This window comes from Streptomyces sp. NPDC014656, assembly GCF_043084305.1.
Lineage (GTDB): Bacteria > Actinomycetota > Actinomycetes > Streptomycetales > Streptomycetaceae > Streptomyces.
In genome coordinates this window covers 202,405-215,750 of sequence record NZ_JBIBZN010000008.1, presented here as the reverse complement: position 1 = coordinate 215,750, position 13,346 = coordinate 202,405, and the positions used below count along the sequence as shown (strand labels likewise).

The window sequence follows — 13,346 nt, the reverse complement described above, 5'->3', positions numbered from 1 at the left end:
CTCAGGAGACGGTCCGGGCGGAGTCCAGCAGCCGCAGCACGTCCTCGGGCGGGAGGCCGAGCGCCGTCCCGACGGTGCCCAGGACCTCCTGCTCGGCCGGGCTGTAGCCGCCGTCGGCCAGCGCGATCCGCGCGGCCTGGAGCAGCAGGGCCTCGCGTCCCGCGGGCTCCAGGTGCGGGGTGAGCGGGGCGACGGCCTCGTGGATCTCGATGGCGAGGAGGGCGCCCTCGGGATTGATCTCCGGCATGAACCGCCCGGTGTCGGCCTCCAGCGCCTCGACCAGGTCGACGAGCTGGACGGCCGTGCACTCGGCGTACCCGGCCGACCGGACGGCGTGCACGGCCCGGTCCAGGACCTCGCGGGAGCCGGTGCCGCCGGCCGCGAGGACGGCGAGGGCGACGGTGTGGACGGCGTCCCGCAGCATCGCGGAGAAGCGGCCGGTGGTGGGGCGCTCCAGCACCTCGGTGCCGAAGCGGGTGCGGCAGGCGGCGCACTCCACGACCGGGCCGGTACAGCCCCGGGGCACGAGCGGAACGCCGAGGACGGCGAACCGGCGTCGGCCGGTGCGCCGCCGGTAGTTGCGGTCGCCGCCGCACTCCTCGCAGAAGAACTCGCCGTCCCCGATGGTGTTCCAGGAGGTGCGGATGCCACAGACGGTCAGCTTCCCACCACGCGTTTTCCGGGCAGAACGCACGCGCACCTCCTCAACGGCCCGGCTGCACTGCCGGTGCGTTGGCGTGATGTTAGCCACATCCTTGATGTGACGTCAGCACCTCGTCACTACTTCGCACCGGAGATGGCCGAGACACGACACCCGGGTTTCAGGCCCGGCGGCGCCGCTTCGCGAAGGCCAGGAAGCCTCCGCCGAGGAGCAGGGCGCCCACGGCGGCCCCGATGACACCGGGGCCGATGGCCGAACCCGTCGTCGCGAGATCACCCTCCGGGGTGGTCGCGGAGGGGGCGGGCGCGGCGGTGGTCTCCTCCGGGCTTCCGGTGGGGGCGGGGGTCTCGGAGGGGGCGCCCGGGGTCGTCGCGGAGGGGGCCGGCGTGGCGGGCGGAGCGGTCTGCGGCGCGCCCGGGGCGGAGGTGGTGAGGCTCGGGGCCGGGGCGGTGGTGGCCGGCGGGGTGGGGACCGGGGTGTCGGTCGGCTTCGGGGTCTCCGGGGTGACGACGGGGCCGGGGGCGGTCTCCCCGGGGAGGCAGCCGGTGAAGGTCATCTGGTGGGTCTCGGCGCCGGGGACGGTGACGAGCTCCTTGGCTATCACGGCGCCGTCGACGTGGCCGGGGCCGACGCCGGGGCCGCCCATGTGGACGGTGGCGTTCGGCGCCAGGATGGTGCCGGGCCAGGAGGTGTAGTTCTTCTTCACCGTGGTGGCCTGCGGGAAGTTCCACAGCAGCTTGGAGCGGATGGTGCGGTAGGCCGGGTCCGGCACCTCGTAGTCGTCGACGACGGCCGCGCCGCCGGCGAGGTTCTTGTAGTAGACGCCGTAGGTGGCGTTCGCGTTCATGTCGTACGCGGCGCCGAGCACGTTCACCAGGGTCGAGGCGCCGACCGGGACGTCCAGGGTGACCGAGCGGGCCTTCTGGAGGTCGGCGGCGTCCACGGCGAAGACGTTGAGCGCGCTGTCGGCGCCGGTGAGGAAGAGGCCGTCGCCGGAGGCGGCGACCGTGCCGTTGGGCTTCTCGGCCGCCCAGCCGGCGGAGCGGGCGCGCAGGCCGGTGAACTCCTCGCCGAAGTCGACCGGGGAGGCGCCTTCGGCGATCGGCCCGTCGACGCCGAAGTTCTTGCCCCCGGAGGCGTCGACGACCTTGCCGGCCACGCCGGTGCCCTTGGTGAGGACGACCTGGTTGGCGGTCAGGGTGCCGCCGACGACGAGGCTGTGGCCGCCGGGGAGCTTCGCGAGGTCGGCGGGGGTGAGCCGGTGGCCGACGGAGAAGCCGGAGGGCTGCGCGGGGTCGCCGAAGGCGGCGTCGCCGCCGACCGCGACCGCGCCCTCGGAGTCCGAGTGCCGGACCGAGTCGCCCTCGACGAACTCCGCGTAGAGCCCGGCGGTGCCGAGCGGGTTCGGGGTGCATCCGGCGGGGGCGGCGGAAGCGGCGGGGGCCCAGGCGAGGGCGGCTCCGGTCACCGCGAGGACGGTGGCCACGGCAGCGGACGTGCGCATGCGGAACTCCAGGTCAGGGAGTGCGGGGAGGAAAGGTGTGGGGGTCCCGTGGGGAATGGTCCGAACCATCCGGCATGCCGTGATGTGCCGTCAACTCGCCCCATATGGCACTGATTCGGGCAAGTCTGAAGGATCTTCCTTAAGGGGACCTGAAACCGTGACGCAGCTCACAAAAGACGGCGCCCCACCCCTCGCGAGGAGGGGCGGGGCGCCGTACGGAGCGCGGGGTCAGCGCGCGGAGCGGTTGACCGCCGAGATGACCGCCTTCAGGGAGGCGCGGGTGGTGTTGGCGTCGATGCCGATGCCCCACAGCACGCGTCCGTCGATGGCGCACTCGATGTACGAGGCGGCCTGCGCGGAGGCGCCCTCGCTCATGGTGTGCTCCTGGTAGTCCAGCAGGCGGGCGTCCACGCCGACCGACTGCAGGGCGTCGAAGAAGGCGGAGATCGGGCCGTTGCCGGAGCCGATCAGGACGGTGTCGACGCCGTCGACGACCGCCTCGACGCGCAGCGTGTCGGTGCCGTCCGTGTCCGAGGTGGACTGGCCGGAGCGCAGCTGGATGCGGCCCCAGGCGTTCTCCGGGTTGGGCAGGTACTCGTCCTGGAAGACGGACCAGATCGCCGCCGGGGTGACCTCGCCGCCCTCGGCGTCGGTCTTGGCCTGGATGATCCGGGAGAACTCGATCTGCATCCGGCGGGGCAGGTCCAGCTTGTGGTCGTTCTTCAGGACGTAGGCGATGCCGCCCTTGCCGGACTGCGAGTTGACCCGGATGACGGCCTCGTAGGAGCGGCCGACGTCCTTGGGGTCGATGGGCAGGTAGGGGACGGCCCACTCGATGTCGTCGACGGTCTTGCCCTGGGCGGCCGCGTCGGCCTCCATGGCGTCGAAGCCCTTCTTGATGGCGTCCTGGTGGGAGCCGGAGAAGGCGGTGTAGACCAGGTCGCCCGCGTAGGGGTGGCGCGGGTGGACCTCCATCTGGTTGCAGTACTCGCTGGTGCGGCGGATCTCGTCGATCTGCGAGAAGTCGATCTGCGGGTCGACGCCCTGGCTGAACAGGTTCATGCCCAGGGTGACCAGGTCGACGTTGCCGGTCCGCTCGCCCTGGCCGAACAGGCAGCCCTCGATGCGGTCGGCGCCGGCCATGATGGCCAGCTCGGCGGCGGCGACGGCGGTGCCGCGGTCGTTGTGCGGGTGGACCGACAGGCAGACGTGCTCGCGGCGGGTCAGGTTGCGGGACATCCACTCGAAGCGGTCCGCGTGCGTGGACGGCGTCGAACGCTCCACGGTGGCGGGCAGGTTGAGGATGATCTCGCGGCCGGGGCCGGGCTGCCAGACGTCACAGACGGCCTCGCAGACCTCCAGGGCGAAGTCCAGCTCGGTGTCGGTGAAGATCTCCGGGCTGTACTGGTAGCCGAAGGCGGTCTCCGGGCCCAGCAGCTTCTCGGCGTACTCCATCACCAGGCGGGTGCCGTCGACGGCGATCTGCTTGATGTCGTCCTTGGAGCCGCGGAAGACGACCCGGCGGAAGGTCGGCGCGGTGGCGTTGTACAGGTGGACGGTGGCGCGCTTGGCGCCGACCAGGGACTCCACGGTCCGCTCGATCAGGTCCTCGCGGGCCTGGGTCAGGACGGAGATGGTGACGTCGTCCGGGATCGCGCCCTCTTCGATGATGGAGCGGACGAAGGCGAAGTCGGTCTCGCCGGAGGACGGGAAGCCGACCTCGATCTCCTTGTAGCCCAGGCGTACCAGCAGGTCGAACATCTCGCGCTTGCGGGCCGGGGACATCGGGTCGATCAGGGCCTGGTTGCCGTCGCGCAGGTCGGTCGACAGCCAGCGGGGGGCCCGGGTGATCCGCTGCTCGGGCCAGGTGCGGTCGGGGATCTCGACGGCCTCGTAGCGGCCGTACTTGTGGATCGGCATCCCGGACGGCTTCTGCGTGTGCGTCGTGTTGGTGATCGGCGTGGGCCGGCTGACGAACGGAGACTGGGACATTGCGTAGGGCTCCTCGGGTCCTTCACGGGGGACGGCCGACTGTCGAACGCAACACCGAAACCCGCGGGGAGGGGGTCGGCCTACGACTACAGGCCCTCGCCGCGGCAGCTAAGGAGAAGCAGCCCGAAACGCATGATGTGCGTCACCATAGCCCAGGACCGGGGAAGGCGGACGTCCTGTTCCAGTATGCGGGACGGCGGTGTCGTCAAGACCGAAAGGTGACTCATCACTCCATTTCGCCAATCCCCGTCACTTCTCGTGACAGGGCCGTCGCGCGGTGCCACATTGCCGGGTATGACCTCCCCCTTCTGCACGATCGTGCCGCCCCACCTCCTGGAGCACCTGGCGGCCTCCGGGAACCCCTCCGTCGCGGCCGCCGCCCGCCGCACCCTGATCACCGACGCCTCGGCCCGCACCGCCCGGGTCCTCCCCCGCGCGGCGGCGGCCCCCGCGGACGCGCCGGCCGGGCCCGCGGCCCCGCGCCGCACGATCTACGACGCGGAACGCCGTACCGCCCTGCCCGGGGTGAAGGTCCGCGACGAGGGCGAGGAGGCGACGGCCGACGCCACGGTCAACCGCGCCTACGCGGGCCTCGGCGCCACCTTCGCGCTCTTCCGGGACGCCTTCGGCCGCGACTCGATGGACGGGGCCGGGCTGCCGCTGCTCGCGACCGTCCACTACGACGAGAAGTACGGCAACGCCTTCTGGAACGGCGAGCAGATGGTCTTCGGCGACGGCGACGACGAGATCTTCCTCGACTTCACCCTCCCGGTGGACGTCATCGGGCACGAGCTGGCGCACGGCTTCACGCAGTACACGGCGAACCTGGAGTACTTCAGCCAGTCCGGCGCGCTCAACGAGTCCGTCTCCGACGTCTTCGGCTCGCTGGTGAAGCAGCACGCGCTCGGCCAGAGCGCCGAGCAGGCCGACTGGCTGATCGGCGAGGGCCTCTTCCACCCGGACGTGGAGGGGACGGCGCTGCGCTCGATGAAGGCGCCGGGCACCGCGTACGACGACGACGTGCTCGGCAAGGACCCGCAGCCCGCCCACATGGACGACTACGTGCGCACGAGCCGGGACAACGGCGGGGTGCACATCAACTCCGGCATCCCCAACCACGCCTTCTACCTGGTGGCCACCGAGCTCGGCGGCAACGCCTGGGACCGGGCCGGGCGGATCTGGTACGACGTGATGACCGGCGGCACCCTCGCCCCGGAGACCCGCTTCACCGAGTTCGCGGCGGCCACGGTGGCGGCGGCGAAGGCGCGGTACGGCGACGCGGCGGAGATCCAGGCCGTCACGAAGGCGTGGGCGGCCGTGGGAGTGCCGACCGACTGATCCGGCTGGTAGACAGGGGCCCATGCGGATTCGAGTGCGGCGCACGGGCGGTTTCGCGGGCATCGAGCGGTCGGCGGAGGTGGAGGTCACGGGCCCCGAGTGGGAGTCCCTGGCCTCCGCCGTCCTCGCGGCGCCGGAAGCCGTCCGGGTCGTCCCGGACGGCTTCTCCTACGAGATCACGGTCGACGGCCGGACGGTGCGGTGCGCCGACCCCCACCTCACGGACGCCCAGCGGACCCTCGTGACGAGGGTCCTCAAGGAGGGCGCGTGAGCTAGCGCCCGAGGAGACGGCTCCAGAAGCCGGACTTCCTCTCCTCCCGGGCCTCCGGGGGGCGGACGGGGCCGACGTCGAGCGACCAGTCGCCGTCGGCCTCCACGACCTCCACGAGCAGCGGCCCCTCGGGCAGCTCCTGGACGTCCTCCAGGCGGCGGCCGTGAGCGCTCGCCAGCGTGCCCGGGAACGGGGCGGGGGCGCCGGGGCGGCGCGGCCTGTGGCCCCTGACGCGCAGGGACGCCCCGTCCCTCGCCGGGCGCAGCCGGGTGCGCAGCTCACCGGCCGGTCCGGTGTGGAGCAGCACCTCGGTGCCCCGCCCGGTGGCGCCCTCGCCGAGCTCGCGCACGCCGGTCAGGGGCCGGATGACGATCATCCACTCGTCGTGGTCGCCGGCCCGGACGTGGAAGCGCAGCGGGTACAGGTCGTCGCACCACATCACCCGCCGCGCGAACCGGCCGGCCGGGAGCGAGCCGCCGAATCCGACGGCGTCCCTGCCGTTCCAGTCGAAGCGGGCGGTCCCGGGGTCGAGCACCGCTAGAAGCCCAGGCGGCGGAGCTGCTTGGGGTCGCGCTGCCAGTCCTTGGCGACCTTGACGTGCAGGTCGAGGAAGACCGGGGTGCCGAGGAGGGCCTCGATGTGCTTGCGGGACTTCATCCCGACCTCCTTCAGGCGGCTGCCCTTGGGGCCGATGATGATGCCCTTCTGGCTGGGGCGCTCGATGTACACGTTGGCGTGGATGTCGAGCAGCGGCCGGTCGGCGGGGCGGCCCTCGCGGGGGATCATCTCCTCGACGACGACCGCGATGGAGTGCGGCAGCTCGTCCCGTACGCCTTCGAGCGCGGCCTCGCGGATCAGCTCGGCGACCATGACCTGCTCCGGCTCGTCCGTGAGGTCGCCCTCCGGGTAGAGCGGCGGGGACTTCGGGAGGAGCGGGATCAGCAGGTCGGCGACGAGCTGGACCTGCTTGTCGCCGACGGCGGAGACCGGGACGATCTCCGCCCACTCGATGCCGAGCTCGCGGCCGAGCTGGTCGATGGCGATCAGCTGCTCGGCGAGGGTCTTGGAGTCCACCAGGTCGGTCTTGGTGACGATGGCGACCTTGGGGGTCTTCTTGATCTCGGCGAGCTCCTTGGCGATGAAGCGGTCGCCGGGGCCGAGCTTCTGGTCGGCGGGCAGGCAGAAGCCGATGACGTCGACCTCGGCCCAGGTGGTGCGGACGACGTCGTTGAGCCGCTCGCCGAGGAGGGTGCGCGGCTTGTGGAGGCCGGGGGTGTCGACCAGGATCAGCTGGGCGTCCGGGCGGTGCACGATGCCCCGCACGGTGTGCCGGGTGGTCTGGGGGCGGTTGGAGGTGATCGCCACCTTCTGACCGACCAGAGCGTTCGTGAGGGTGGACTTGCCCGCGTTGGGGCGCCCGACGAAGCAGGCGAAGCCCGCCCGGTGGGGGGCGGTGTTCTCATCGGTCTCATCACTGCGCACGCTCATGGGGGCCATTGTCCCCGATGAGCGGGCGCGCCACGCACTCAGTGTCCCGGCCGGGCCCGGCGGCGCCGGATCCGCCACCCGGCGAGGCCCCCGGCGGCGGCGAGCGCGAGCGCTCCGGCGAGCGGCCAGGGCAGGGCGAGGAAGGAGACGGCGGCGCTCTCGCGGACGTCCTTGGCGGTGGCGGTGAGGGTGATCTCGGCCCAGTCGAGCTGCGGCGAGCCGGTCCACCGCTCGGTCAGCCGGATCCGCTGCCGGGGCAGCAGCTCGGACGGCACCCGGTCGAGGTCGCGGTCGAGCAGGGTCCGGCCGAAGAGGCCCTCGGCGGTGAGGACGACCTTGGGGTCGAGGGTGACGTTGCCCCGGTTGTGCAGGGTGTACGTGACGAGGGCGGTGCTCTCCCGGGTGCCGGGGACGGCCGGCCGGTCCTGCTCCACGGTGACGTCCTCGACGGCGAGCGCGGGCACGGCGGGGCCGCTGACCTTGAGGTAGACGCGGGCGGCGACGGCCCGCTGGACGCCCATGGCGACGGAGCCGCCGCCGGCCGGGCTGATCCGCTCGTCGAGGGCGACGAGGGCGCCGGGGTGGTCACCCGGGTCGGCGTCGGCGGGGACGGTGAGGGTGAAGGGGACGGTGACGGAGGAACGCGGCGGGACGGTGACCGTGGTGCGCTCGGGCCTGATCCAGGCTCCGGCGCCGGTCTGCTCCTCCTTGAGGGTGCGGACGGCGAAGCCGCCGTCGCGCTCGGTGTTGTAGGCGTCGGCGCCGTAGAGCCGGAAGGTGAGCGGGGCGGCGGTCTTGTTGGCGACGGTGACCTCGTCGCGGAGGGTGGTGCCGGGGTCGGCGGTGAGGAAGTAGTAGGGGCGTTCGCCGAGCCGGGCGGCCGCCGGGTAGACGGCCCACTCGCCGTTCTCGGCGGCCTGGGCGGCCGGGGCCCCGAGGAGCAGCAGGGCGGCGCTCAGGAGGAGGGCGTACAGCTTGCGTCGCACGGTGCGGAACCCCCGGGGGTGCGGTGGGGAGGAGTGGGCGCGGGGCCGCCGGCGGGCCGGCCGGGGGTGCGCCCGGCCGGCCCGCCGGCCGCCGTCAGGACAGGGTCAGCGTGAGCACGCCCGCGTAGGCGCCGGGGGCGGTGAACGCCGGGACGTCCAGCGCGAGCTGGGCGTCGACGGTGAACTCGCCGCCGGTGACCGTGCCGTTCGCCGTGGAGGCGAGGGTGGCGCCGGAGCCGACGGGTCCGGCGGAGCCGGCCGCGCAGGCGCTGGGGCTGCCCTCCTTGGCGACGCAGGCCGGGGTCCAGCTGAGCTCGTCGGCGCCGATGGCGCCGCCCGGGCCGGTGAAGTCGGTGACCTTGCCGGTCACGGACCAGCCCGCGGGGCCGCCGCGGAAGTCCTTGACCGTCACCGTCTGGAGGGCTCCGGTGGCCGGGCCGCCCTGGCCGAAGTCGACCGCGGAGAGCGAGACGGCGTCACCGGCCTGGGTCATGGACAGTTCGCCCGCCTGGACCGTGGCGGTGATCTTCTGGCTGTTCGGCGGGGTCGGGGTGTCGTCGACGACCTGGTACGGGAGCGGGCCGGCGCCCTTCTCGGCGTTCCAGGAGCCGCCCTCGTAGGCGACGATCCCGGTGGTGGCGAGGTCGTTCACCTTGAGCCGGGCGACGAAGCCGCCCTCGCTGTCGGTGGTGACCGTCATCCGGTCGGCGGTCTCCGCGGCCCCGGCGCGGGCGGCCACGGTCACCTCGGTGAGCGGGGTGAACCGGGCGCCGGTGACGGTGACCCGGACGCCGGGGGCGCCGGAGGCGGCGCCGAGTTCGAGGGTCCGCTCGTTGGGCACGGGCTGGTCGCCCGCCCGGACCGTCTCGGAGACGGGCGCGGGCGGGTTGAGCACCGTGCAGGGGGTGTCCAGCTCCATGAGGTAGCTGGTGTGGATGTTGTAGTCGCCCGGCGAGAGGGTGATCGCGCCGGCCGTGGTGACCGTGAAGGAGCCCGTCATGGAGAAGCCGGGGAAGGCGCCCTTGCCCGGGACCGGCGGGTTCTTCTTGGGCCCGGTGACGCTGACCGCGCCGCTCTGGGCGCCGCCGAGGACGACCTTGCCGCTCGGGGTGAGGATGTCGGCCGGGAGCGCGAGGTCGACCGGGTTCGACGCGGCGGGCTTGGTGACCGAGTAGGTCACCTTGACCGTGTCGCCGACCTCGGGGGTGGCGTTGTCGACCGAGATCACGGCGGTGGTGGTGCCCTCGATGGGCGGGATGCCGGCGATGGGCGGCGGGACGCAGCGGGTGGAGAAGTCCACCGACTGCGCGCTGCCGAGCGCGGTCGCCGGGGCGGCGAGCGCGCCGCCGGCCGCGAACGCGAGGGCGGTGGCGCCGAGAACGGCGGTCCACCGCCGTCTTCGGGCCGCCGCCCGGGTCCGGGTGAGTGCCATGTGTGTGCCCCCTCCTGAGGGTCGAGAGGGCGCCATTGACGGCCGGGGGGCGAGAGAAGTCAATAACGACGGACGCCATCGACTGATGACCCATCAGATAATGGCAGGATCGGTCGATGTGCCGACTTCTCCGGAATGTCCCCGGTCACGCCGAAGACCGGCGCCGCCCACGGCGGCACCGGTCACGGGTGGTGCGGTGGATCAGCTGATGACGAACGGCCCCGGGGACTGCGAGGTCACCGCGTCGCAGTTCACCGTGACGCCGAAGATCACCAGCTTGAGGGCGACCCCGGCGAAGTAGGAGTTGAGACTGTCGCCGGCCACCACGTTGGTGGCGGTCAGCGGACCCAGCTTCGCGGTGCCGCCGGCCGGGATCGCCGGGTTCTTCTTGCCGGTGAAGGTCCGGTCGGGCCCCGTGGTGTTGTCCAGGACCAGCGTGGAGCTGATCGTGTCCGCGCCGACCGCGATCGGCGTGGTCACGGGAGCGGTGATCGACACCTGACCGGTGGTGCCGGAGTGGGTCATGGTGAGGGTGGCGGTGCCGCCGCCCCAGCTCCCGCAGTCGTACGTCGCCGTGGCCGTGCCCGGCGAGACGGCGGCGGAGGCCGTGGGGGCGAAGACGAGGGACGCGGCGGCGAGTCCGGCCGCGAGTGCCCCAACAGCCCCTGAGGTGCTTCTTCTCATGGCGGGTTCGTACCCCTTCCGATGGTGACGCAGGGGGTGCGGGCACTGCGTGGAATGGCGGAGATCTGACGGTCCGTCGGGCCGTCCGCCGCCTATTGAGACGCAGACCGCACGGGAAGGCAAGAGAAGTCGCGGAGATCCTTCACAAACGCGCAAGGGTCCGGCCGCGGCCGGACCCCTTCCGTTCCCCGTGCGGCGCTCAGCCCGCGGTGACCGCCGCGCGCAGCTTCCCGTCCGGGCCCGCGAGCAGCACCGGCGTCTTCGGGCCGCCCAGGTCCCGCACGGCCGCCCGGTCCTCCTCCGACGCGGCCTCGGCACCGGACACCACGGCCGCCGCCTCCAGCGACCGCGCCCCGCTGGCCACGGCCATCGCCACGGCGGTCCGCAGCGCGCTCAGCTTCAGCGACTCCAGCTCCACCGTGCCCGCGACGTAGGTGCGGCCGGTCTCGTCCCGTACGGCCGCGCCCTCGGGCACGCCGTTGCGGGCGCGGGCGCTGCGCGCCAGCGTGATGATCTTCAGGTCCTCGGGGCCGAGGTCATCGTGCTCACTGCTGAGTGTCATGGACCGAGCATAGGTCGGGGCCGCCGGTCAGCCCGCCAGCGGGTGCATCGCCCCCCGCCGGCCCTCCGGCGAGACCAGCCACTCCAGCTTCTCCGCCGTCCCGGCCTCCGGCAGCGGGGTGTGCAGCACGATCACCAGGTCCGGGCGGGCCGGCACCCGCAGCTGGGTCGCCTCCATGACCAGCCGCCCGGCCACCGGATGGTCCATCTCCTTGCGGTTCTGGCCGCCCGGCCGGACGTCCCGGCGCTCCCACAGCTCCGCGAACTCGGCGCTCACCGCCTTCGCCTCCTCCACCACCGCGCGGAAGCCGTCGTCGTCCGGGCATTCCGAGCAGGCCGACCGGAACTGCGCCACGATGCTCGGCGCCAGCTCCTCCCAGCCGCGCATCCGCGACCGGTACAGCTCGTCGGTGAAGAAGTCGATCAGGCAGTTCCGGGTGACGTCCGCGCGCATCCCGAGCACGGCCGCCGCCGCCTCGTTGTACATCACCGTGTTCCAGTACACGTCCATGATGTGCGCCGGGAAGGGCATCCACGCCTCGATCAGCCGCCGCAGCCCGTCGCACATGTCCCGGTCCTCCGGGGCCGCTTCGAGCGCCGGCGGGTTCAGCGCCGCCAGGACGTACAGGTGCCGGCGCTCCGCCGGACTCAGCCGCAGCACCCGCGCCACCGAGTCCAGGACCTGCGGGGAGACGGTGATGTCCCGGCCCTGCTCCAGCCACTGGTACCAGCTGACGCCGACCCCGGCGAGGACCGCGACCTCCTCCCGGCGCAGCCCGGGCGTACGCCGCCTGCCGCCGCCCTCCGGAAGCCCCGCCTCGGCCGGGGTGACCCGGGCCCTGCGGCTCATCAGGAACTCGCGCAGCTCGGCCAGCCGGTGCGCCTTGCCCCCGGCGCTCTCCACCGCTGAGACCACGTGTGCTTCCTCCCCCGGACGCCTGGTGGTACGGCCAACAGGATAAGTTCCCGCTCCCCGGCGTTGTTCCCGGACCACGAGAGTCGTGGCCATGGCAACCGTGTCCTCTCCCCCGTCCCCGCCCGTCACCCCCGCACCCGACGCCCCCGCGCCCCCGGCCCCCGCCCTCACCGGCCGCGCCCGGCTCGTCCTCGTCGTCCTGTGCGCCGCCCAGTTCATGGTGTCGCTGGACTTCTCCGTCCTCAACGTCGCCCTGCCCGCGCTCGGCGCCGACCTCGGCATCGGCCCCTCGGCCCTCCAGTGGGCCGTCACCGCCTTCGCCCTGCCGTCCGGCGGCTTCCTGCTGCTCTTCGGACGGACCGGCGACCTCTACGGGCGCAAGAGGCTCTTCCTGGCGGGCCTCGCGGTCTTCGGCGCGGCCTCCGTGCTCGCCACCCTCGCCTGGAGCCCGGCGGTCTTCCTCGCCGCCCGCGCCCTCCAGGGCCTCGGCGCCGCCGCGATCGTGCCGACCGGCATGTCGCTGCTGACCACCACCTTCCCCGAGGGCCCGCTGCGCGACCGGGCGCTCGGCATCTCCGGCACCCTGCTGTCGCTCGGCTTCACCGTCGGCATGGTCCTCGGCGGCGTCATGACCGACACCCTGGGCTGGCGCTCCACCATGGGCCTGCTCGCCCTCTTCAGCGCCCTGGTGCTGCCCTTCGCCCCCCGGCTGCTCACCGAGTCCCGCACCCCGGAGCGGCCCCGCCTCGACGTGCCCGGCGCGGTCACCGTCACCGGCGGTCTGCTCTCCCTGATCTACGCCCTGTCGACGGCGGCCCAGCGCGGCTTCGGCGGCACGGACGTCCTGGTCACCCTGGTCGCCGGCGTGGCACTGCTCGCCGCCTTCGTGGTCGTGGAGTCCCGCAGCGCCGCCCCGCTGGTGTCGCTGCCGATGCTGCGCCGGCGCACGGTCGCCTTCGGCAACCTCGGCGGGCTCGTCACCTTCTCGATGATGTCGACGATCGTCTTCGTGCTGACGCTGTACCTCCAGGAGACCCTGGGCCTGTCCAGCTTCGCCACCGGTCTGGTCTTCGGCGTCCAGGGCGTCGTCTCGGTCCTCGCCGGCACCCTCGCGCCCCGGCTGATCGGCCGTTTCGGCGCCCGCCGCACCCTGGCCGCCGGGCTCGCCGGGCAGGGCGTCCTCGTCGCCGCCCTGCTGGGCGTCGGCACCTCCTCGGGCGCGGTGCTCGCGACGGTCGCGGTCTCGGTGGCCTCGATGTTCCACCTGCTCGCGATCATCTCGTACGGCGTCACCGTCACCTCGGGCGTCCCCGACGAGCAGCAGGGCCTGGCGACCGGCCTGGTCACCACCACCCAGCAGGTCGGCCTCACCGTCGGCATCCCGCTGCTGGGCGTCCTCGCCACCACGGGCGACAGCCTCTACGACGGTGTGCGCACCGTCATCGCCCTGGACGCGGCGATCGTCCTGGGAGCGGCGGTCCTGGTCGCCGCGGGCCTGCGCCGCTCCCGGTGA

The 13,346-nt window shown here is 73.1% G+C and carries 13 protein-coding genes; 3 read left to right on the top strand and 10 right to left on the bottom strand.

Translation table 11 applies throughout. The annotated features are described in order from the left end of the window. Position 1: 1 nt before the first annotated feature. From ACF1ED_RS20075 to leuA, 3 genes are all read right to left on the bottom strand, one after another. Positions 2-694: a TerB family tellurite resistance protein gene (locus tag ACF1ED_RS20075; RefSeq protein ID WP_391762190.1), complete on the bottom strand. Its 693-nt coding sequence runs from the start codon at positions 692-694 to the stop codon at positions 2-4. 127 nt (positions 695-821) lie between these two features. Next, on the bottom strand, positions 822-2,165 hold the full coding sequence (locus ACF1ED_RS20070) for a choice-of-anchor A family protein (protein WP_391762188.1): 1,344 nt from the start codon (positions 2,163-2,165) through the stop codon (positions 822-824). 228 nt (positions 2,166-2,393) lie between these two features. Beyond that, the gene (gene leuA, locus ACF1ED_RS20065; protein WP_391762186.1) at positions 2,394-4,157 is read right to left on the bottom strand and encodes a 2-isopropylmalate synthase; all 1,764 of its coding nucleotides are present in this window, start codon (positions 4,155-4,157) and stop codon (positions 2,394-2,396) included. A 294-nt stretch (positions 4,158-4,451) separates the two neighbouring features. Between leuA and ACF1ED_RS20060 the strand changes: the two genes are divergently transcribed. Together ACF1ED_RS20060 and ACF1ED_RS20055 are read left to right on the top strand one after the other, a co-directional pair. Continuing rightward, positions 4,452-5,495, top strand: coding sequence for a M4 family metallopeptidase (locus ACF1ED_RS20060; RefSeq protein ID WP_391762184.1), 1,044 nt, complete (start codon positions 4,452-4,454; stop codon positions 5,493-5,495). A gap of 22 nt (positions 5,496-5,517) precedes the next feature. Further along, on the top strand, positions 5,518-5,766 hold the full coding sequence (locus ACF1ED_RS20055; RefSeq protein WP_391762182.1) for a protealysin inhibitor emfourin: 249 nt from the start codon (positions 5,518-5,520) through the stop codon (positions 5,764-5,766). Between the two features lies 1 nt (position 5,767). Here the strand turns inward: ACF1ED_RS20055 and ACF1ED_RS20050 are convergent, their stop codons facing one another. The 7 genes from ACF1ED_RS20050 to ACF1ED_RS20020 all read right to left on the bottom strand — a co-directional run bounded on the left by ACF1ED_RS20050 (position 5,768) and on the right by ACF1ED_RS20020 (position 11,833). Next, positions 5,768-6,301 (bottom strand): hypothetical protein, encoded by a 534-nt coding sequence (locus tag ACF1ED_RS20050; protein ID WP_391762180.1) that lies wholly within the window; start codon positions 6,299-6,301, stop codon positions 5,768-5,770. A gap of 2 nt (positions 6,302-6,303) precedes the next feature. Continuing rightward, a complete protein-coding gene (gene era, locus ACF1ED_RS20045; RefSeq protein WP_043221464.1) occupies positions 6,304-7,263 on the bottom strand; it encodes a GTPase Era in 960 nt (319 codons plus the stop codon). Positions 7,264-7,292: 29 nt separating this feature from the next. Further along, entirely contained in the window at positions 7,293-8,240 is a 948-nt protein-coding gene (locus ACF1ED_RS20040; protein ID WP_391762178.1) for a WxL protein peptidoglycan domain-containing protein, read from the bottom strand. A 94-nt stretch (positions 8,241-8,334) separates the two neighbouring features. After that, positions 8,335-9,672 (bottom strand): beta-xylosidase, encoded by a 1,338-nt coding sequence (locus ACF1ED_RS20035; protein ID WP_391762176.1) that lies wholly within the window; start codon positions 9,670-9,672, stop codon positions 8,335-8,337. A 201-nt stretch (positions 9,673-9,873) separates the two neighbouring features. Next, the gene (locus tag ACF1ED_RS20030; RefSeq protein WP_391762174.1) at positions 9,874-10,356 is read right to left on the bottom strand and encodes a hypothetical protein; all 483 of its coding nucleotides are present in this window, start codon (positions 10,354-10,356) and stop codon (positions 9,874-9,876) included. A 199-nt stretch (positions 10,357-10,555) separates the two neighbouring features. Next, on the bottom strand, positions 10,556-10,918 hold the full coding sequence (locus tag ACF1ED_RS20025) for a cytidine deaminase (protein WP_391762172.1): 363 nt from the start codon (positions 10,916-10,918) through the stop codon (positions 10,556-10,558). A 27-nt stretch (positions 10,919-10,945) separates the two neighbouring features. Continuing rightward, a complete protein-coding gene (locus ACF1ED_RS20020) occupies positions 10,946-11,833 on the bottom strand; it encodes a helix-turn-helix transcriptional regulator (protein ID WP_391762170.1) in 888 nt (295 codons plus the stop codon). 91 nt (positions 11,834-11,924) lie between these two features. Between ACF1ED_RS20020 and ACF1ED_RS20015 the strand changes: the two genes are divergently transcribed. Continuing rightward, on the top strand, positions 11,925-13,346 hold the full coding sequence (locus ACF1ED_RS20015; RefSeq protein WP_391762168.1) for an MFS transporter: 1,422 nt from the start codon (positions 11,925-11,927) through the stop codon (positions 13,344-13,346).